The sequence below is a fragment of the Streptomyces sp. NPDC018045 genome (assembly GCF_044327445.1).
Lineage (GTDB): Bacteria > Actinomycetota > Actinomycetes > Streptomycetales > Streptomycetaceae > Streptomyces.
Map to the genome: position 1 here is coordinate 149,456 of NZ_JBIRFL010000003.1, position 20,082 is coordinate 169,537.

The following is a 20,082-nucleotide window of genomic DNA, read 5'->3' on the forward strand; positions in this document are numbered from 1 at the left end:
ACCCCTGCTGTACGCGGTGTCGTACGCCTGCCGTGCGCGCCGCGATGTGACGTGCCCGCTCGCCCGACCGAACCGGTGACATCCATGACCACGCACACCCCCGCAGTCCGGCCCGCGGTCCGCGAGGACCTGCCCCGCGTCCTGCGCACGCTGGACCGCGCGTTCGCCGACTATCCCTTCACCCGCCACACCATCGCGGCCGACGACCACGCCGACCGCCTGCACCGCTTCAACGAACTGTTCGTCACCCGCGTGGGTTTGGATCACGGGCGGGTGTGGGTGGCCGACGACGGTGCCGCGGTGGCCGTGTGGACCACCCCGGAGACCGCCGCGGCAGGTGACGTCTTCGGGGAACTCGGGCCGCGATTCGCGCAGCTCGCCGGGGACCGGGCCGAGGCGTCCGCACAGGCCGAGGCTGCCATGGGCGTGCACCGGCCCACCGAACCCGTGTGGTTCCTCGGCTCGGTGGGGGTCGACCCCGGCCACCAGGGCCGCGGTCTGGGCGGCGCGGTGCTCCGTCCCGGACTCGAAGCCGCCGAGGCGGCGGGGGTGCCTGCCTTCCTGGAGACCTCGGACGAGCGCAATGTGCGCTTCTACCAGCGCCTTGGATTCGAGGTGACCGCCGACTACCCGCTCCCCGGCGGCGGCCCGCGCACCTGGGCGATGACGCGCAAGCCGGGGGCCTGACGGCGGCGGACGCGTGCCCCGTCGCCCGTCCGGCACTTGGCGGGCGCCAGGTACTCGGCGTCCGTCCGGCACTCGGCCGACGCCAGTCATTCGGCGCCCGTCCGGCACTCGGCCGACGCCAGTCATTCAGCGTCCGTCCGGGACTCGGCCGACGCCAGTCATTCGGCGTCCGTCCGGGACTCGGCGGGCGTTGCCCGCTCGGCAGGCGTCGAACACTCGGCGGCCGCCAGGCGCTGGTCGCCCATCCGGCACTCATCGCCCGCCGAACACGCGTCGCCCGCCCACCACGCGTCGCCGGACGGGCGGTACGTGCGCCGCCGCCGTCCGGCGTCTTTTCGGCGGGCGTTGGAATGACCACGGCGGCAAAAGCGTTCAGGGGGCACTCACTTGCACCCATCGGAGGCCGCACCCATGCCGCAGACGACGGACCAGCGCGCCGGGGGTCCGGCGCACGCCGCCCACCCCCCGCCCGATCCCGCCGCGCCGGCCCCCGAGGCACCCCGGGGAGCCCGGCGGGCCGGGCGCGGTGCCGTCGTCCCCGTCCTCGCCTTCGCCGGCATCGTCGTCGCCGTCATGCAGACGATGCTCGTACCGGTCATCAAGGACCTGCCGACGCTCCTGGCCACCGCCCCGAACAACGCCACCTGGGTCATGACGGCGACCCTGCTCACCGGCGCCGTCGCGACCCCCATCATGGGCCGGCTCGGCGATCTGTACGGCAAGCGGCGGATGCTGCTGACCAGCCTCGGCTTCATGGTGGTCGGCTCGCTGATCTGCGGCTTTACGGTTGACATGGCCACGATGCTGATGGGCAGGGCGCTACAGGGCTTCGCCATGGGGGCCATCCCGCTCGGCATCGGCATCATGCGCGACGAGCTGCCGCGCGAACGCCTCGGCTCGGCCATGGCGCTGATGAGTTCCTCCATCGGCGTCGGCGGCGGTCTCGCGCTGCCCGCCGCGTCCCTGGTCGCCCAGCAGGCCGACTGGCACGCGCTGTTCTTCGGCGCCGCGGGCCTGGGCGTGCTGGCCATGCTGCTCAGCGTCGTCTTCGTCCCCGAGACCTCCGTACGCGCCACCGGCCGGTTCGACGTGCTCGGCGCGATCGGGCTGACCGGCGGCCTGGTCTGCCTGCTGCTGCCGGTCACCAAGGGCAGTGACTGGGGGTGGGGTTCGCCGGCCACGCTCGGCCTGTTCGGCGGCGCGGTCGCCGTCCTGGTCCTGTGGGGCGTCTTCGAACTGCGCGTCACCGCACCGCTGGTGGACCTGCGCACCACCGCCCGCCGCGAGGTGCTGCTCACCAACCTCACGTCCATCATGGTGGGCGTCGCCTTCTACGCGATCTCCCTCGTCCTGCCGCAGCTCCTCCAGCTCCCGGCGTCCACCGGTTACGGCCTGGGGCAGACGATGGTGGTGGCGGGCCTGTGCGTCGCCCCGCTCGGCCTGACGATGATGCTCACCGCCCCCGTGTACGCGCGCATATCCGCCCGGCGCGGCCCCAAGGCCACGCTCATGCTCGGCATGCTGATCATCGCTGTCGGGTACGCCGCCGGGCTGGGCCTGATGAGCGCGGCCTGGCAGACCGTGATCATCTCGGTGGTCGTCGGGGCGGGCATCGGCCTGGCGTACTCCTCCCTGCCCGCCCTGATCGTCGGCGCCGTGGACCCGTCCGAGACGAGTGCCGCCAACGGCCTCAACACCCTGATGCGCTCGATCGGCACGTCCGTGTCGAGCGCAGTCATCGGCATGGTGCTGGCCCATATGTCCGCCCCGGCGGGCGCGGCCTCGGTGCCGACCATGGCCGGGTTCCGCACCTCGTTCGGCATCGCCGCCGGCGCGGTCGCCATCGGCCTCGCCCTGGCGGCGTTCCTCCCGTCACCACGCACGGCGTCCCGCCCGCAGTTGCTCGCGCGGAGCGGGGAGGAGACCGGGGACCACGAACGGGTCGCTCCGGACAGCGGGAAGACAGGCACCTCGGAGGGCGCGCACGGATCGGACGCGCTCCAGGCCCCCGCGCCGGGCGCCCCCGCGTCTCCCGCACGCCCCCGTACGCCCATGGACGTTCCCCAGGCGGACACCGCGGGCGCCACCACGCCCGCGTCCACCCTCGTCACCGCGCCCCGGTCCGGCGCCCGCCACGTCCGCGGCACCCTCCTCGGAGGCGCCGACGGCACACCGCTCGACGGCGGACGTGTCGTCCTCACCGACGCGCACGGCGATGTCGTGGCCACCACGACAGCCGACACGCACGGCAGTTGGGAGCTGAGCGGGCTCCCGTCCGGAGACCTCACCCTGATACTGAGCGCCGCCGGCCACCGCCCGCACGCGCGCTCACTCATGTCCGCCGGCACACCCGTACGTCAGGATGCCCGGCTCGTCCCGTCGGCCGCGGTCCACGGCGCCGTACGGGACCCGCACGGACGCCCGCTGCCGGACGTCGTCGTCACTCTCCAGGGCCAGGACGGTTCCCTCGCCGGCCGCACCCTTACCGGCCCGGACGGCACCTTCGCCTTCACCGGCCTCGCTGGCGGCGCCTACACCCTGACGGCCGCCGGCTTCCCGCCGCGCGCCGGCCGGGTCTCACTCACCGCCGGTGACCGGGAACGCCGCCTCGACCTCGACCTCACTCACGAGGCCGCCAAGAGGCCGCTTCCGTAAGCCGGTCGGAACCAGGGCCAGAACCAGGGCCGGAACCGGAACCGGAATCCAGAACCCGAATGCGAACCGCTGCCGGCACTCGGTGCTCGGTACACGGTGCCCGTCACTCGGGGCCCGATGCGCGGTACGCGGCGCTCGATACGCGGTGTTCGATACCCGATGCCCGGTACTCCGTACCCGGCGCTCCGTGCCCGGTACCGCGTTACCTGCCCGGTACCCACCCGATGCGTCCGCCCGTCCTCCGGCACCCACGCCGTACGGCTCAGGCGCCCACTCGGTACGTCCGGCGCGTACTCGACACGTTCCCGACGCGTACTCGGTACGGCTCAGGCACGCACTCGACACACAGCTCGGGCGCGCTCCGGGCGGCTCAGGCCGGGCAGAGGACGCGTTCGGGGCGACGGGCGGCGGGCACCACGGCGCGGGTCGACGGCGCCGTGACGGGGCGGGCCGGCGGTGCGCCGACGGGTCCGGCGTACGGTGCGTCGAAGGCGTCCGACTGCACGCAGCGGGAGCTGGGTGCCGCGCCGTGCGCCTCGGCGCGGATGCGCTGCTTCATCGTCGGTGGCAGCATCCGTCCGTACATCGTCCGGGGGGCGGCGAACAGCGGGGCGGCCGACGAAGGGCCGGAGTCCCGCTCGTACCGCCCGTCGTCCGGGCTTCCGGGGGCCTCGGCCCGCCGCGCCGCGCCCGTCCCGCTGCCGGGCGGCGCGGCCACCTCCCTCGTCGCGGAACCGGTTCCGGCGGCGGCGAGCGTCGCGGCGGTGCCGCGCGCCTCCCCTTCGGCCGGGGCCGGGACCGTGGCGTAGGCCGCGGAGGAAGCCGTGGCGGGGGTACGGAATCCCAGCGCGGCGAGGAACTTGACGATGATGACGGCGAAGGCGGTCCAGAGTTTCGTGACCTTGGTGGCGGCCATGATCCCTCTCTTCTCTCTGCTCGGTCCTGCGGTGATTCGGGGCCGTCGGGGCGGCGCCGCGGTGAAGCGGTGGCACAGCGCCGCTGAGACGCTTGTCCCGATGACCGATTTGCGTACTTTCCTCATGATGTGTAGGCGGCTCGGGAACACGAGCACCGACGACCGCGATTCGCCGTTCTTCCGATGAACACCACCCGGTCGGTCGAACCGGACGGAGCGCGAGCGCCGGGCGACGACCGGCCGTACGGGCCCGGAAGGGCGACCACCGCCGCCCCGCGCCCGCACGGACGCCCTCCGTTGGGGTGGCGGCGGTCAAGGTGCCGTGTGGTGGTCACCGGGCATTCACCATGGGCTGGTGGGCTTCGCTGCGTCGGCATCCGGCCGACGTGCGAAGAGGAGAACTCATGCGAAGACTGCGCCTGTCCCGTCGCGGCGTCATCACCGGTGCCGCCGTGGTGCTCGCCACCGCGGCGGCCGTACCCGCGGGCGCCGCCGCGTTCGGGTCCGAGGACCAGGCGGAGCGGGCGGTCAGGGGCGGAGCGGCGAAGAACGTCATCCTGCTGATCGGCGACGGGATGGGCGACAGCGAGATCACCCTCGCCCGGGACTACACCGTGGGGGCCGCGGGCCGGCTGAACATGGACAAGTTCCCGATGACCGGTACGTACACCACGTACGCCGTCGACCGGCACAAGAAGCCGGACTACGTCACGGACTCCGCGGCCAGCGGCAGCGGCTGGGCCACCGGCCACAAGACGGTCAACGGCCGGATCTCCAAGACGCCGGACACCGACAAGGCGCTGCCGACGATCCTGGAGCTGGCGCAGAGGAACGGTTACGCCACCGGTTCCGTCACCACCGCCGAGCTGACCGACGCCACCCCCGCCGTGCTCGCCTCGCACGCCACCGACCGAAGCTGTCAGGGCCCGGCCGACATGGCCAAGTGCCCCACCGACAAGATCGGCAAGGGCGGCCCCGGCTCGATCGCCGAGCAGAGCGTGAACCACAAGGTGGACGTGCTCCTCGGCGGCGGCAAGCAGCGCTTCGACCAGAAGATCACCGAGGGCCCGTACCAGGGCATGACGGTGGCCGAACAGGCCCGCAAGCTGGGCTACCAGGTCGTCACGGACCGCGATGGGCTCAAGCGGGTCAAGAGCGTCGCGCACGGCAAGCCGGTGCTCGGGCTCTTCGCGCCGGGCAACGTGCCGGTGGAGTGGACCGGCAAGCCCGCCGCTGTCGGCGGTACCGACCCGCAGCGCTGCACGACCTCCAACCCGCAGCGGCCCGCGGGCACGCCCGCCCTCGACGAGCAGGCGGCCAAGGCGATCCACCTGCTGGAGAAGAAGCAGAAGGCGCAGCGCGGCCACGGCCGGGACAAGGGCTTCTTCCTCCAGGTCGAGGGCGCCTCGATCGACAAGCAGGACCACGCCGCCGACCCCTGCGGGCAGATCGGCGAGACCGCGGCGTTCGACCGTGCGGTGAAGGTGGCCCGGGACTACGCCGCCAAGCACCCCGACACGCTCGTGGTCACCACCGCCGACCACGGCCACTCCAGCCAGATCGTGCCGCTGGAGGCCAGCCCGCCCGGCCTCTCCTCGACGCTCGTCACCGACGAGGGCGGCAAGCTGAAGGTCAACTACTCGACGAACACGCCGGGCAAGTCGCAGGAGCACACCGGCACGCAGGTCCGGATCGCCGCGCAGGGCCCGCAGGCGTACCGCGTGCTCGGCGTCACCGACCAGACGCAGCTCTTCGCCACGATCCGCGGCGCCCTGCGCCTGCGCTGAGGACGGCGGCGAGCACGGTCACGATCGCCTGAACACCCGCGGGGGCTTCCGGCGAAACGGGGGGGGAACGGGGGGAACGGGGGCACGGCACCACAAGAACGGGGGCACGGGGGAGCGGGGGAACGGGGGAAGCGTGGGGCCGGGGTACGTACTCCGGCCCTACACCTGTTCCGGCCCGCCACGAGGCCCTACGCCCGTTCCAGCCACCACGAGGCCCTACGCCCGCTCAGAGACCCGCTCTGCCCCAAGCCCATGGCCCCTCCGGCCCGCCCCGGCCCTACGCCCGCTCGGACCCGCCTCGCCCGGGCCCCCGGCCGCCCGGCCCGTACCGCCTGCGCTCGCCGCGTGCCAGCGCGTCCAGCCAGGCCACGGCGATCAGGGAGACCAGCACCAGCCCGCCGACGGAGAACAGGGTGAACAGATGCTGCTGCGCGCCGGTCGGCGCGGGCAGGTAGCCCTGGTCGAAGAGCACCCGGTCCAGACCGCTCGTGGTCAGCCGGGCGACCAGCCAGAGCGCGATGCCGTGCATGGAGTCCCACAGGGCGTGCAGCAGCGAGACGCCGAGGTACGCGCCGATCACCGGACCGGGAAAGCGGAACCGGCCGTCCGGCTCGCGGAACCGCAGCAGGACGCCGCCCGCGATCGCCGTCCACAGCCCGTGCCCGAAGGGCGCCAGCAGGCCGCGCAGGATCTCCGTCTCCAGCAGGGCCCGCAGGTTGAGGCCGTCCATGGTGACGGCGGCGTTGAAGGCGTATCCGGAACTCTCGAACGCGGCGAACCCGAAGCCGACCGCCGCGCCCAGCACCATGCCCGTCCGCAGGCCCCGCAGGCCCCGCCACCGGCGGACCACGAACATCAGCGCGCACAGCTTGACCGCTTCCTCGATCAGCCCGACGCCGAGGAACATCCACAGGGAGGGGTGCAGAAGGTAGTACTCCATCACCGAGGCGCCCAGCACGCCCAGGATGCCGCCGACGACGAAGCAGCTCAGCAGGGCCTGGAGGCCCACGGCGCGGCCGTACTTCTCGTACGCCCACAGGGCGAAGACGACCGGGACGAGGAAGCTGCCGAGGAGGATGAGGGTCGGCAGCAGGGTGGTGTTGCGGGTGGCGTACGTGATGACGGCGGTGAGCACCCAGAGCGCCAGGCCGCCCCACAGGCACCGTTTCCACAGGCCGGGGCGGGAGGGCGGGCCGGCCGGCTCTGTCCGGTGGTCGCCGGGCCCGGCCGGCTCGGCGGGCTCGGCGGGCGAAGACACGGAATCCATGGAACCCCTTCGTCATGCCTGTTTTGCCCCACATTACGAACTCTTCGCCGGGCACCGCAGCGTGAACACCCGACCCGGCACCCCACCCCGCCCCATCAACTTCTACAAGGTTGTAGATTTTGCTTGCGCATGACTCGACCAGCAGCGATGCGCGGCACCACGCGGGAACGACAAGGAGATCCACATGGCTCTGTGGGACCGGATCAAGGATTCCGCCCAGACGATGCAGACCCAGCTCGTCGCGAAGAAGAACGAACTGAAGAGCGGCGCCTTCCGGGACGCGAGCATGGCGATGTGCGCGCTCGTCGCCGCCGCCGACGGGCACATCGACCCCTCCGAGCGGCAGCGGGTGGCGCAGCTCATCGCCACCAACGAGGTGCTGCAGAACTTCTCCGCCGACGACCTGCGCCGCCGCTTCGACGACTACCTGGACAAGCTGACCGCCGACTTCGACTTCGGCAAGGTCGGCCTCATGCAGGAGATCGGCAAGGTGAAGAAGAAGCCGGTCGAGGCGCGCGCCGTGATTCAGATCGGCATCGTCATCGGCGGCGCCGACGGCGACTTCGACAAGACCGAGCAGGCCGTGGTGCGCGAGGTCTGCTACGCGCTGGACATCCCGCCGGCCGAGTTCGACCTCTGAGCCGGCCGCCGCACACGCGGCACGCCGCGCACGCGGCACACGCGGCACACGCAGCACACGCGGCACACGGCGGCGGGCCCGCGGCACACACGCCGCGGGCCCGCCGCCGCACCCCTCACCCGCCGTACGGACCAGGCCACCGGCCGCCGGTCCGTACGGCGGGGAGGGGCCCCGAACAGGGGTACGGATCAGACGTTGACGCCGAAGTCCGCCGCGATGCCGGCCAGCCCGGACGCGTAGCCCTGGCCGACCGCGCGGAACTTCCACTCCGCGCCGTGCCGGTACAGCTCGCCGAAGACCATGGCGGTCTCGGTGGAGGCGTCCTCGGTCAGGTCGTAGCGGGCCAGCTCGACGCCGTCCGCCTGGTTGACGACGCGGATGAAGGCGTTGCGGACCTGGCCGAAGCTCTGGCCGCGGGACTGCGCGTCGTGGATGGACACCGGGAAAACGATCTTGGAGACCTCGGCGGGCACACCGGCCAGGTTCACGTTGACCGACTCGTCGTCGCCCTCGCCCTCACCGGTCAGGTTGTCGCCGGTGTGCTGCACCGAGCCGTCCGGGCTGGTGAGGTTGTTGTAGAAGACGAAGTGCCGGTCCGAGACGACCTTGCCCGACTCGTTGCACAGCAGGGCGCTCGCGTCCAGGTCGTAGTCGGCGCCGGTGGTCGTACGGACGTCCCAGCCGAGGCCCACCGTCACGGCGGTCAGGCCGGGCGCCTCCTTCGACAGCGAGACGTTGCCGCCCTTGGCCAGCGAGACTCCCATGGATGTTCCTCCCGGGTCGGGGTGTGGCCTCCCCTGTGGGGCGGGCCACAAAATCTACAGTGCTGTAGAAGATGACGAACGAGGACCGGGACGCGTTCCCGGACCGCTCAGTAGGATGCGGCGACGCCCCCGCCGCGCGGGGCGCGCGGCACGAACGGGAGGCGACGGCAATGAACGGGGACCCCTTCGACGGCCATCCGGGCGGGCGCGACCGGGCGCGCCGCCGGGGCCAGGGCGAACTGGAGGCGCAGGTACTGGCCGCGCTGCACCGGGCGCCCGGACCCGCGACCGCCGCCTGGGTACAGGACCACCTCGGCGACGACCTCGCGTACACGACGGTGATGACGATCCTCTCCCGCCTGCACGCCAAGAAGGCTGTCACCCGCGAACGCGTCGGCCGGTCCTACGCGTGGACCCCGGCCGCCGACGAAGCCGGGCTCGCCGCGCTGCGGATGCGCCGCGTCCTGGACAGCGAGTCCGACCGGGACGCCGTCCTGGCCAGCTTCGTCTCGGCCCTGTCCGCCCAGGACGAGCGGCTGCTGCGCGCCCTGCTGGAGCGCGCCACCGGCGAGGGCCCCGGAGCGGCCGAGAGTTCCGGGGACTGACTGACCCATGGGCGTCTTCGTCTTCCTCCCGCTCGTCCTGCCGCTGACCGCGCTGCCGATCGCCCGCCTCGCCGGCCAGCACCTGCATCCGCGCAGCACCACCCGCCTGCTGACCGCCCTCGCCGCGGTCCTCGGGGTGTGCAGCACGCTGTGCCTGGGACTGCTGATGGTGGTGGGCACCGCCCAGCTCCCCGGCAACCCGCTGCCCGACGCCTGGTCGGACCCGGAGGTGCGGGCCGCCGTACCGATCGCCGAGGTGGCCGGTGCGACGGCCATCGCCGCGCTCGCCGCCGTCCTGACGGCCTGCGGCGCCGAACTGCGCCGCCACTACCGCGTCCGCTCCCGTACGCACCGCGCGCTGGACGGCCTGCCGTCCGCCACGGAACTGGCGGTACTGCCCGACGACGCCCCGTACGCCTACGCCGTACCCGGCCTGCCCGCCCGCCCCGGCAGGCCCGCGCGGCCCGGCCGGATCGCGGTCTCCCGCGGCATGCTGCGCAGCCTGGACAGCGACGAGCGCCGCGCTTTGCTCGCCCACGAGCGGGCCCACCTCGCGGAACGCCACCACCGCTTCCAGCTCGCCGTACGGCTGGCAGGCTGCGCGAACCCGCTGCTGCTGCCGCTGCGTACGGCGGTCGCCTTCAGCGCCGAGCGCTGGGCCGACGAGGACGCGGCGCGGACCGTCGGCGACCGGCGGCTGACCGCGCGGGCCGTCGGCAAGGCCGCGCTGGTCTCCCGGCCCACGCCCGGCCCGCTGCTGGCGGGCTTCGCCGCTCCGGAGCCGGGCCCCGTGCCGCGCCGGGTGGCGGCGCTCCTGGGCCCGGTGCCCCCGGCCCGCGGCTGGCCGCCGGCCCTCACCCCGGCGGGCCTGGCCGTCCTGGTCGCGGCCGCGGGCACCGCCGCCTCGGCCCTCTCCGCCCTGAACGCGGCGGTGGCCCTCTTCCTCGTCCTCAAGGCGGCCACCCCGCTCTGAGACGCCGGCCTGCCGGGCGGCCCGGCCATCCGGGCGCACCGATCCCCCGGACACACCGATCGCCCGGACGCACCGGCCACCCGGACGCGCCGGCCGTCCGGCCATATCAGTCGCCCGAACGTGCCGCCGACCTTGCCCGCACCGGCCCCGTCAGCCTCTCCCTACACACCCCTCACCCCGCCCCGTGTGATCTGCCCCACACCCGTTCTCTTCTACAGACCTGTAGATCCGGGCTGTAGAGTGCGCCAAAACGTTCGCAACGGGCGTGGCGGGAGGGGGAGATGACGACGAGGTCCGGGCCCCCGCCGGACGGTGGCCCTCCTCCGGAGGCGGAGGTGCGATGGGTCTACCAGCCGGTGGAGCTGCAACACCCGGGCGGCGAGTGGGAATTGGGCCGTATCAGCGCCTGGTGGCGGGACGGGGCAGGCGAACTGTGGTGCCGGTTGCGTACGATGCGCGGCAGCGGCGGCAGTTGCCCGCAGTGGTTTCCGTACGACCCCGACCGGATTCTCGTTCTGCCGAGCGCGGGCATCTGACGCACCAGAAGGACCATTAGGCGTGCAAGACAGGCACCGGCCCCGGCGGGGCGCACCCTCCGGCCAGACCGGAACTTCCGTCACCTCCGGCCGCACCGGCCCCACCGGGGGCTCCCGAAGCTCGGCAGGCTCCGGCCCCGGCGGTGCCGCGGGCTCCGGCGGCCGCTCCGCCCGCCGGGCAGCCGGCCGTTCGGGCTCCGGCCGCGGGCGCCGCGCCGCCGGGTCCGGTTCCGGGCGCGGGCGCAGGCCCGGCAAGGCCCGGATGACCCGGCGCGGGCGCATCCTCGCCTGGACCGGCGGCGTCATCGGCATCCTGCTGCTGATCACGGCCGGGGTCGGCGGCTGGGTCTACTTCAAGCTGGACGGCAACATCCACGGCGCGGACGTCGGCAGCCGCCTCGGCGGCGACCGTCCCGCCAACCTCAGCCCCGGCTCCAAGAACATCCTCGTCGTCGGGTCGGACAGCCGCGCGGGCGCCAATGCCAAGTACGGCAAGAACCTGGAGACGATGCAGTCGGACACGCTGATGGTGCTGCACATCGCCGCCAACCGCGAGTGGGCCACCGCCGTCTCCTTCCCGCGGGACTCCTGGGTGTCCATCCCGTCCTGCGACAGCGGCAACGGCCGGAAGTCGAAGCCCCATCACTTCAAGATCAACGAAGCGTTCACCATCGGCGGCGAGGGCGGAGACGTCGCCAACGCGGCGGCCTGCACGATCAAGACCGTCGAGAAGAACACCGGGCTGCGCATCGACCACTTCGTCTCGGTCGACTTCCAGGGCTTCAAGGGCATGGTCAACGCCCTGGGCGGCATAGAGGTCTGCCCGAAGACCGCGATCCACGACAAGAAGGCGCACCTCGACATGGAGGCGGGCTGCCAGAACGTCCAGGACGAGAAGGCGCTCGGCTACGTCCGTACCCGCTACAGCGTCGGCGACGGCTCCGACCTCGGGCGCATCGGCCGCCAGCAGGAGTTCATGAAGGCGCTCGGCGCGAAGGCGCAGTCCAAGCTGACCAGCCCCGGCGCGCTGTACGACTTCCTCGACTCGGCCACCAAGTCGCTCACCACCGACGACGAGCTGGCGGGCGTCAAGCCGCTGTCCGAACTGGCCTCCACCGTCAAGGACATCCCCAGCGACCGCCTGACGTTCCTGACCGTGCCGAACTACTCGCGCGAGGCGGACGTGCCCACCGACAAGGCCAATGTGGTGTGGCAGTACCCGCAGGCCGGCGGCCTCTTCAGCGACCTCGCGCACGACCGGGAGGTCAGCAAGGACAAGCTGGCCGCCGAGGCCAAGAAGCTCGTCACGGCCCGCTCGGTGAAGGTACGGGTGCTCAACGGCACGGGCACGCCGGGTTACGCGGCCGGCGCGGCGGCGGAGCTGCGCAAGCTGGGCTTCACGGTGGTGTCCACCGGCAACGCGGCCCCGGGCGCCAACGAGACGGTCATCAGCTATCCGGCGTCGCTGGAGGACCAGGCGAAGGTGCTGGGCGCCCGGCTGTCGGGCGTGAAGACGGAGAAGGCGACGGACGGGGCGGCCGCCGGGGCGGGCGTGGTGACGCTGACCGTCGGCGAGGGTTTCAGCACGACGGGCTGAGGCCCGGCCGCACGAAACGGCGGAGCGCCGGACCGGCTGAGTGGTCAGCCGGTCCGGCGCTCCGCCGTCGTACCGGGGTCAGGGCGTCAGCTCTTCTCCTCCAGGTCCCCCTCGGTCTCCAGGAACGCCTCCCGGAGCGCCGTCAGGGTCTCCTTGTCGGGCTCGGCCCACATGCCGCGCGACTCCGCCTCCAGGAGGCGTTCCGCGATGCCGTGCAGGGCCCAGGGGTTGGCCTCCTGGAGGAAGGCGCGGTTCTCCGGGTCGAGGACGTACGTCTGCGCCAGCTTGTCGTACATCCAGTCGGCGACGACGCCGGTGGTGGCGTCGTACCCGAACAGGTAGTCGACCGTCGCGGCGAGTTCGAAGGCGCCCTTGTAGCCGTGGCGGCGCATCGCCTCGATCCAGCGCGGGTTGACCACGCGGGCGCGGAAGACCCGGGAGGTCTCCTCGACCAGCGTGCGGGTGCGCACCGTCTCGGGCCGGGTCGAGTCGCCGATGTACGCCTCGGGCGCGGTGCCCTTGAGCGCGCGCACGGTCGCGACCATGCCGCCGTGGTACTGGAAGTAGTCGTCCGAGTCGGCGATGTCGTGCTCGCGGGTGTCGGTGTTCTTCGCCGCCACCGCGATCCGCTTGTACGCGGTCTCCATCTCCTCGCGCGCCGGGCGGCCCTCCAGGCCGCGCCCGTAGGCGTAGCCGCCCCACACCGTGTAGACCTCGGCGAGGTCGGCGTCGGTGCGCCAGTCGCGGGAGTCGATGAGCTGGAGCAGGCCCGCGCCGTACGTGCCGGGGCGGGAGCCGAAGATGCGGGTGGTGGCGCGGCGCTCGTCGCCGTGCGCGGCCAGGTCGGCCTGCGCGTGCGCGCGCACGTAGTTGACGTCGGCGGGCTCGTCCAGCGAGGCGGCGAGCCGTACCGCGTCGTCCAGCAGGCCGATGACGTGCGGGAACGCGTCGCGGAAGAAGCCGGAGATACGCAGCGTCACATCGACGCGGGGGCGCCCCAGTTCGTCGGCGGGGATCGGCTCCAGGCCGGTCACGCGGCGCGAGGCGTCGTCCCAGACGGGCCGGATGCCGAGCAGCGCGAGGGCCTCGGCGACGTCGTCGCCCGAGGTGCGCATGGCGCTCGTACCCCACAGCGACAGGCCCACCGAGGTCGGCCAGTCGCCGTTGTCGGTGCGGTAGCGCTCCAGGAGGGAGTCGGCGAGCGCCTGGCCGGTCTCCCAGGCCAGCTTGCTGGGCACCGCCTTGGGGTCGACGGAGTAGAAGTTACGGCCGGTCGGCAGGACGTTGACCAGACCGCGCAGCGGCGATCCGGACGGGCCCGCCGGGACGAAGCCGCCGGCCAGCGCGTGCACGGCGTGGTCGATCTCGTCGGTGGTGGCGGCGAGGCGCGGGACGACCTCGCGGGCGGCGAAGGCGAGGATCGCCGCCACCGGCTCGCGCTGGTCCTCCGGCAGCTCCGCGGTGACCCGCTCGACGGCCGCGAGGTCCCAGTCCGCGTCGTCCATGGCCTGCACCAGGCCGCGGGCGCGCTCCTCGACCTCGTCGGCGGTGGTCCGGGTCGCGGCCGACTCGTCCAGGCCCAGCGCCTCGCGCAGGCCCGGCAGCGAGGACGTGCCGCCCCAGATCTGCCGGGCGCGCAGGATCGCCAGGACGAGGTTGACGCGCGCCGCGCCCTCGGGCGCACCGCCGAGGACGTGCAGGCCGTCGCGGATCTGCGCGTCCTTGACCTCGCACAGCCAGCCGTCGACGTGCAGCAGGAAGTCGTCGAAGCCCTCGTCGTCCGGGCGCTCCTCCAGGCCGAGGTCGTGGTGGAGCTTGGCGGCCTGGATCAGCGTCCAGATCTGGGCGCGGATGGCGGGCAGCTTGGCCGGGTCCATGGCGGAGATCGCCGCGTACTCGTCGAGCAACTGCTCCAGGCGCGCGATGTCGCCGTACGACTCGGCGCGGGCCATCGGCGGTACGAGGTGGTCGACGAGCGTGGCGTGCACCCGGCGCTTGGCCTGGGTGCCCTCGCCCGGGTCGTTGACCAGGAACGGGTAGATCAGCGGCAGGTCGCCGAGGGCGGCGTCCGGTCCGCAGGCGGCGGACAGGCCGGCGTTCTTGCCGGGCAGCCACTCCAGGTTGCCGTGCTTGCCGAGGTGGACCATGGCATCGGCGCCGAAGCCGCCGTCCTCCCGGGAGGCGGCGATCCAGCGGTAGGCGGCCAGGTAGTGGTGCGAGGGCGGCAGATCGGGGTCGTGGTAGATCGCGATCGGGTTCTCGCCGAAGCCGCGCGGCGGCTGGATGAGGATGAGCAGGTTGCCGCGGCGCAGGGCGGCCAGCACGATGTCGCCGTCGGGGTTGCGGCTGCGGTCGACGAACATCTCGCCGGGCGGCGGGCCCCAGTGCTCCTCGACCTGCTCGCGCAGTTCCTTCGGGAGCGTGCCGTACCAGCGCTTGTAGTCGGCCGCCGGGATGCGGACGGGGTTGCGGGCGAGCTGCTCCTCGGTGAGCCACTCCTGGTCGTGGCCGCCGGCCTCGATCAGCGCGTAGATCAGCTCGTCGCCGTCGCCGGACTCCAGGCCGGGTACGGGCTCGTCGCCGTAGTCGTAGCCCTCGTCCCGGAGGCGGCGCAGCAGCGCCACCGCGCTCGCCGGGGTGTCCAGGCCGACCGCGTTGCCGATGCGGGAGTGCTTGGTCGGGTACGCGGACAGCACCAGCGCCAGGCGCTTGTCGGCGGGCGCGATGTGGCGCAGCCGGGCGTGGCGGACGGCGATGCCGGCGACCCGGGCGGCGCGCTCGGGGTCGGCGACGTACACCGGCAGGCCGTCCTCGTCGGTCTCCTTGAAGGAGAACGGGACGGTGATCAGCCGGCCGTCGAACTCGGGCACCGCGATCTGGCTGGCGGCGTCCAGCGGGGACAGGCCCTCGTCGTTCTCCTCCCAGGCGCTGCGCGGCCCGGTCAGGCACAGGGCCTGGAGGATCGGTACGTCCAGCGCGGCCAGCGCGCCCGCGTCCCAGGACTCGTCGTCACCGCCGGCCGACGCCTCGGCGGGCTTGGTGCCGCCCGCCGCCAGCACGGTCGTCACGATGGCGTCGGCGGCGCGCAGCTCCTCGATCAGCTCCGGCTCGGGCGCCCGCAGCGAGGCCACGAACAGCGGCAGCGGGCGGCCGCCGGCCTCCTCGATGCGCTCGCACAGCGACTCCACGAAGCCGGTGTTGCCGCTCATGTGGTGGGCGCGGTAGTAGAGCACGGCGACCAGTGGGCCGGTCGCGGCACCGGTGTCGTCCGTACGGGCCACGACCTCCGCGCCGGTACGCGCCTCGGCCGCCAGGTGCTTCGAGCGCTCCAGGTGGCCCCAGGAGGGCGCGGCGGCCGGCGGCTCGAAGCCGTGGCCGGTCAGCAGCACGGTGTCGGACAGGAACCGGGCGAGCTGCTCCAGGTTGGCGGGGCCGCCGTGCGCGAGGTAGGCGTGCGCCTCGGCCGCGATGCCGATGGGAACGGTGGACGCCTCCATGAGCTGCGCGTCCGGGGCCTGTTCGCCGGTGAGCACCACGACGGGGCGGGTCTGGTCGGCGGCGAGGAGCTGGTCCAGGCCCTCCTGCCAGGCGCGCAGGCCGCCGAGGAGGCGGACGACGACCAGGTCGGCGCCGTCCAGGAGCGCGGGCAGCTCCGCGAGGTCGAGCCGGGCGGGGTTGGCGAGCCGGTACGGCACGGGACCGGCGGCCGCACGGGCGCTGAGCAGGTCGGTGTCGGACGTCGACAGCAGCAGGATCATTGCGGCGTCTGGCCTTCCTCGGGGTCCGCGCCCCGGGCGGTGTTCACGGACGGCGGGAGTTCCTGGCTCACCCGGTGGTGGCCGGGCTCACAGTGGCGGGACCGCGCCGGGTTCGCACCGGGCTTCCTCCCTTGGCGCCGTCGCTGGCGTCCGGCGGGCCAGGTGACCCACCGACCTGCATAGTAAGGGCTGTGGCCGGACGGCGGGCGGAGACCGTCCAGGCCATCGTCGGTATGCTCGCCGCCATGCCGCCCACCCCCGCGATACCCCCACACCGGGACGAAACCCTCGTACGGGACCGCGGTGACGCCTGCCCCGGAGCCCTGCGACTGCACTCCGCCGCCGACGGCTTCCTGGCCCGACTGCGGCTGCCCGCAGGTCTGCTGACGGCTCGTCAGGCGCTGGCGCTGGCCGACGCCGCGGACCGCCTGGGCGACGGCCACCTCTCCCTCACCTCCCGCGGCAACGCGGAGCTGCGCGGCCTGGGCGACGACAGCGCCGCGCCCCTCGCGGACCTGCTGCGCACCGCCGGCCTCCTCCCCTCCGACCGCCACGAGCGCGTGCGCAACATCGTCGCCTCACCGCTCGCCGGACTCGACGGACTGGGCGCGCACGGCACCCCACCAGCCGGGACGACCCGCGGCACGGACGCGCGGGAACCCGCCTCCGTCCAGCGATGGGCCCGCGAACTCGACCGCCTCCTGTGCGCGAGCGACACGGCCCCCGCCCTCTCCGGCCGCTTCCTCTTCGCCCTGGACGACGGCCGCGGCGACATGGCCGCGCTCGGCGGCGATGTGACGTTGATCGCAGAAGCCGGCGGCACGGCGCTGCTGCGCGTCGGCGACGACTCCGAAGCCCTGCGCCTGCCCGGCCACGACGCGCCGCGCGCGGCCCTGGCCGCCGCCGAGACGTTCCTCGCCGTCGCCCACGAGGCCGGCAACGGCTCCTGGCGCGTCCGGGACCTCCCGCCCGGGTACGACGCCACGGCCGTACGCGCCCGGCTGCGTGCGCGGCTCCCGCACCCGTACGCGACCGTCCCGGCACCGGCGCCCACCGCGCCGCACCCACCCCGCCCCGGCGCCCTCACCGCCCCCGACGGCACCACCGCCCTCTCCCTCCTCGCCCCCCTCGGCCGTCTCAGCACCGCCCACCTCCGGCGGCTGGCCGCCATCGCCGCCCCGGGCGCGGACACCCGCACGGAGTCCGGCGAAGAGCCCGGCGAACTGCGTATGACACCCTGGCGCGGCGTGATCCTGACCGGCCTGCCTCCCGAGGCGGCCGGACCCCGGCTCCGTGAACTGGCCACGGCCGGTCTGGTCACCGACCCGGCCTCCCCCTGGTACGGGCTCGGCGCCTGCACCGGCCGCCCCGGCTGCGCCAAGTCCCTGTCCGACGTACGGGCGGACGCGGTGTCCACCCTGCGCGCGGACGGCCCCGGCCTGCTGCCCGTCCACTGGTCGGGCTGCGCCCGCCGCTGCGGCCACCCGCACGGCACCTGGGTCGACGTGGTGGCCACCGGCGACGCCTACGAGGTGTCCGTCCGGGGCACCCGGGCCACCGCACGGGACGGGGCGCACACCACGGCCACCGTGCCCCTGACCGACCCCGGCCGCCTCGCCGACGCCGTCGCGTCGGCCCGCGCGGCCACCCGACAACGCCATGCCGGCCACCCGCACGACGCCACCGCCGGCCACCACCACGACATGACCGAGGGCAACGAAGCACAGTGAGCGAGTTCGACTACGAGAGGGACGGCGCGGAGATCTACCGCCAGTCCTTCGCCACCATCCGCGCCGAGGCGGACCTCGCGCACCTGCCCGACGACGTCAGCAGGGTCGCGGTCCGCATGATCCACGCCTGCGGCATGACCGACCTCGTACGCGACCTGGCGTACTCCCCCGAGGTCGTCGCCCGGGCGAGCGAGGCGCTGCGCGCGGGCGCGCCGATCCTCTGCGACGCGAACATGGTCGCCAGCGGCGTCACCCGCAAGCGGCTGCCCGCCGGCAACGAGGTGATCTGCACCCTCGCCGACCCGGCCGTACCGGACCTGGCCGCGCGCATGGGCACCACCCGCAGCGCCGCCGCCCTCGAACTGTGGCGCGACCGCCTGGACGGCGCGGTGGTCGCCGTCGGCAACGCCCCCACCGCGCTCTTCCGCCTCCTGGAGATGATCGAGGAGGGCGCGCCCCGCCCGGCCGCCGTCATCGGCATCCCGGTCGGCTTCATCGGCGCGGCCGAGTCCAAGGACGCGCTGGCCCAGCACCCCTCGGACCTGGAACACCTGGTGGTACGCGGGCGGCGCGGCGGCAGCGCCATGGCCGCGGCAGCGATCAACGCGATAGCGAGCGTGGAAGAGTGACCGAGCAGCACACCGCCGGCCGCACGGCCGAGCAGCCCCCCTCCCCCGCCCCGGGCCGTCTGTACGGGGTCGGCCTGGGCCCCGGCGACCCGTCCCTGATGACCCTGCGCGCCGTCGACGTCATCTCCTCCGCCGACGTGATCGCGTACCACAGCGCCCGCCACGGCCGCTCGATCGCCCGCTCCATCGCCGAGCGGCACATCCGCCCGGACCACATCGAAGAACCCCTGGTCTACCCGGTCACCACGGAGACCACGGACCACCCCGGCGGCTACCGGGGCGCCCTCGACGACTTCTACACCGAGGCCGCCGCCCGCCTCGCCGCCCACCTCGACGCGGGCCGGACCGTCGCCGTCCTCGCCGAGGGCGACCCCCTCTTCTACGGCTCGTACCAGCACATGCACCAGCGCCTGGCCGACCGCTACGAAACGGAGGTCATCCCCGGCGTCACCTCCGTCAGCGCGGCCGCCGCCCGCCTCGGCAAGCCCCTGTGCGAAGCCGACGAGGTCCTCACCATCCTCCCCGGCACCCTCCCCACCGAGGAACTGACCGCACGCCTCGCCGCCACCGACGCCGCGGTCGTCATGAAACTCGGCCGCACCTTCCCCTCCGTGCACCAGGCCCTGACCGACTCCGGCCGCCTCCCGGAAGCCGACTACGTCGAACGCGCCACCATGCCCGGCGAACGGACCGACCGGCTCGCCGCCGTCGACCCGTCCTCCGTCCCCTACTTCTCGGTGGCCGTCGTCCCCAGCCGCATCGCCACCCCGCCCCCCGCGCCGGAGTACGGTGAGGTCGTGGTCGTCGGCACCGGCCCGGCAGGCCCCCGCTGGCTCACCCCCGAGTCGCGCGGCGCCCTCGCCTGCGCCACCGACCTCGTCGGCTACACCACGTACCTCGACCGCGTCCCCGTACGCCCCGGCCAGGCGCGCCACGCCTCCGACAACAAGGTCGAGTCCGAACGCGCCGAACTCGCCCTCGACCTGGCCCGCCGCGGCCGCCGGGTCGCGGTCGTCTCCGGCGGTGACCCCGGCATCTTCGCCATGGCCACCGCCGTCCTCGAAGTGGCCGCCCAGGAGCCCTACCGCTCCCTTCCCGTACGCGTCCTCCCCGGCGTCACCGCCGCCAACGCGGCCGCCGCCCGCGCGGGCGCCCCCCTCGGCCACGACTACGCGGTCATCTCCCTCTCCGACCGCCTCAAGCCCTGGGAGGTCATCGCCGAACGCCTCCACGCCGCCGCCTCCGCCGACCTGGCGATGGCCCTCTACAACCCCGGCTCCCGCACCCGCACCTGGCAGGTGGCCAAGGCCCGCGAACTCCTCCTGGAACACCGCACCCCGGACACCCCGGTGGTCCTGGCCCGCGACGTGGGCGGCCCGACCGAATCCGTGCGCGTGGTGGACCTGTCCTCCCTGGACCCCGAGGAAGTCGACATGCGCACCATCCTCCTCATCGGCTCCTCCCAGACACAGTCGCTACGCCGCGACGGCGACGACCGGGAGACGGTGTGGACGCCGCGGAGGTATCCGGAGAGGTGA

The 20,082-nt window shown here is 73.7% G+C and carries 15 protein-coding genes and 1 riboswitch; of the genes, 11 read left to right on the forward strand and 4 right to left on the reverse strand.

All coding sequences use genetic code 11. The features are described from left to right. Nucleotides 1-84 precede the first annotated feature (84 nt). Both ACH4EB_RS08260 and ACH4EB_RS08265 read left to right on the forward strand, forming a co-directional pair. Nucleotides 85-687: a GNAT family N-acetyltransferase gene (locus ACH4EB_RS08260; RefSeq protein WP_398346580.1), complete on the forward strand. Its 603-nt coding sequence runs from the start codon at nucleotides 85-87 to the stop codon at nucleotides 685-687. 411 nt (nucleotides 688-1,098) lie between these two features. Next, on the forward strand, nucleotides 1,099-3,342 hold the full coding sequence (locus ACH4EB_RS08265) for an MFS transporter (RefSeq protein WP_398346581.1): 2,244 nt from the start codon (nucleotides 1,099-1,101) through the stop codon (nucleotides 3,340-3,342). A gap of 370 nt (nucleotides 3,343-3,712) precedes the next feature. Here ACH4EB_RS08265 and ACH4EB_RS08270 read toward each other — a convergent pair whose 3' ends face one another. Continuing rightward, nucleotides 3,713-4,258, reverse strand: a complete 546-nt coding sequence (locus ACH4EB_RS08270; protein WP_398346582.1) for a DUF6344 domain-containing protein — start codon at nucleotides 4,256-4,258, stop codon at nucleotides 3,713-3,715. 404 nt (nucleotides 4,259-4,662) lie between these two features. On the opposite strand from ACH4EB_RS08270, the gene ACH4EB_RS08275 reads away from it, so the two are divergent. Further along, nucleotides 4,663-6,045, forward strand: coding sequence for an alkaline phosphatase (locus tag ACH4EB_RS08275; RefSeq protein ID WP_398346583.1), 1,383 nt, complete (start codon nucleotides 4,663-4,665; stop codon nucleotides 6,043-6,045). A 277-nt stretch (nucleotides 6,046-6,322) separates the two neighbouring features. On the opposite strand, the gene ACH4EB_RS08280 is transcribed toward ACH4EB_RS08275, so the two are convergent. Further along, nucleotides 6,323-7,312, reverse strand: a complete 990-nt coding sequence (locus ACH4EB_RS08280) for a PrsW family intramembrane metalloprotease (protein ID WP_398346584.1) — start codon at nucleotides 7,310-7,312, stop codon at nucleotides 6,323-6,325. A gap of 184 nt (nucleotides 7,313-7,496) precedes the next feature. Here ACH4EB_RS08280 and ACH4EB_RS08285 point away from each other — a divergent pair, with 184 nt between their 5' ends. Next, nucleotides 7,497-7,952: a tellurite resistance TerB family protein gene (locus ACH4EB_RS08285; RefSeq protein ID WP_398346585.1), complete on the forward strand. Its 456-nt coding sequence runs from the start codon at nucleotides 7,497-7,499 to the stop codon at nucleotides 7,950-7,952. Nucleotides 7,953-8,140: 188 nt separating this feature from the next. Here ACH4EB_RS08285 and ACH4EB_RS08290 read toward each other — a convergent pair whose 3' ends face one another. Further along, nucleotides 8,141-8,716, reverse strand: coding sequence for a TerD family protein (locus ACH4EB_RS08290; protein ID WP_398346586.1), 576 nt, complete (start codon nucleotides 8,714-8,716; stop codon nucleotides 8,141-8,143). Nucleotides 8,717-8,886: 170 nt separating this feature from the next. Here ACH4EB_RS08290 and ACH4EB_RS08295 point away from each other — a divergent pair, with 170 nt between their 5' ends. The 4 genes from ACH4EB_RS08295 to ACH4EB_RS08310 all read left to right on the forward strand — a co-directional run bounded on the left by ACH4EB_RS08295 (nucleotide 8,887) and on the right by ACH4EB_RS08310 (nucleotide 12,427). After that, nucleotides 8,887-9,321, forward strand: a complete 435-nt coding sequence (locus ACH4EB_RS08295) for a BlaI/MecI/CopY family transcriptional regulator (protein ID WP_398347050.1) — start codon at nucleotides 8,887-8,889, stop codon at nucleotides 9,319-9,321. A gap of 7 nt (nucleotides 9,322-9,328) precedes the next feature. Next, nucleotides 9,329-10,294, forward strand: a complete 966-nt coding sequence (locus ACH4EB_RS08300) for a M56 family metallopeptidase (RefSeq protein WP_398346587.1) — start codon at nucleotides 9,329-9,331, stop codon at nucleotides 10,292-10,294. Nucleotides 10,295-10,575: 281 nt separating this feature from the next. Continuing rightward, on the forward strand, nucleotides 10,576-10,830 hold the full coding sequence (locus ACH4EB_RS08305; RefSeq protein ID WP_398346588.1) for a hypothetical protein: 255 nt from the start codon (nucleotides 10,576-10,578) through the stop codon (nucleotides 10,828-10,830). A 262-nt stretch (nucleotides 10,831-11,092) separates the two neighbouring features. Further along, nucleotides 11,093-12,427: an LCP family protein gene (locus ACH4EB_RS08310; RefSeq protein ID WP_398346589.1), complete on the forward strand. Its 1,335-nt coding sequence runs from the start codon at nucleotides 11,093-11,095 to the stop codon at nucleotides 12,425-12,427. 86 nt (nucleotides 12,428-12,513) lie between these two features. On the opposite strand, the gene cobN is transcribed toward ACH4EB_RS08310, so the two are convergent. Continuing rightward, nucleotides 12,514-16,185: a cobaltochelatase subunit CobN gene (gene cobN, locus ACH4EB_RS08315; RefSeq protein WP_398346590.1), complete on the reverse strand. Its 3,672-nt coding sequence runs from the start codon at nucleotides 16,183-16,185 to the stop codon at nucleotides 12,514-12,516. A 56-nt stretch (nucleotides 16,186-16,241) separates the two neighbouring features. Beyond that, nucleotides 16,242-16,314, reverse strand: a riboswitch (cobalamin riboswitch). A gap of 104 nt (nucleotides 16,315-16,418) precedes the next feature. Between cobN and ACH4EB_RS08320 the strand changes: the two genes are divergently transcribed. The 3 genes from ACH4EB_RS08320 to ACH4EB_RS08330 are packed head-to-tail and all read left to right on the forward strand — an operon-like array spanning nucleotide 16,419 to nucleotide 20,082. Next, a complete protein-coding gene (locus tag ACH4EB_RS08320; RefSeq protein WP_398347051.1) occupies nucleotides 16,419-17,915 on the forward strand; it encodes a cobalamin biosynthesis protein CobG in 1,497 nt (498 codons plus the stop codon). Further along, nucleotides 17,912-18,544, forward strand: coding sequence for a precorrin-8X methylmutase (locus tag ACH4EB_RS08325; protein WP_398346591.1), 633 nt, complete (start codon nucleotides 17,912-17,914; stop codon nucleotides 18,542-18,544). The genes ACH4EB_RS08320 and ACH4EB_RS08325 overlap by 4 nt, the downstream gene beginning before the upstream one ends. Then, on the forward strand, nucleotides 18,541-20,082 hold the full coding sequence (locus ACH4EB_RS08330) for a precorrin-2 C(20)-methyltransferase (protein WP_398346592.1): 1,542 nt from the start codon (nucleotides 18,541-18,543) through the stop codon (nucleotides 20,080-20,082). The genes ACH4EB_RS08325 and ACH4EB_RS08330 overlap by 4 nt, the downstream gene beginning before the upstream one ends.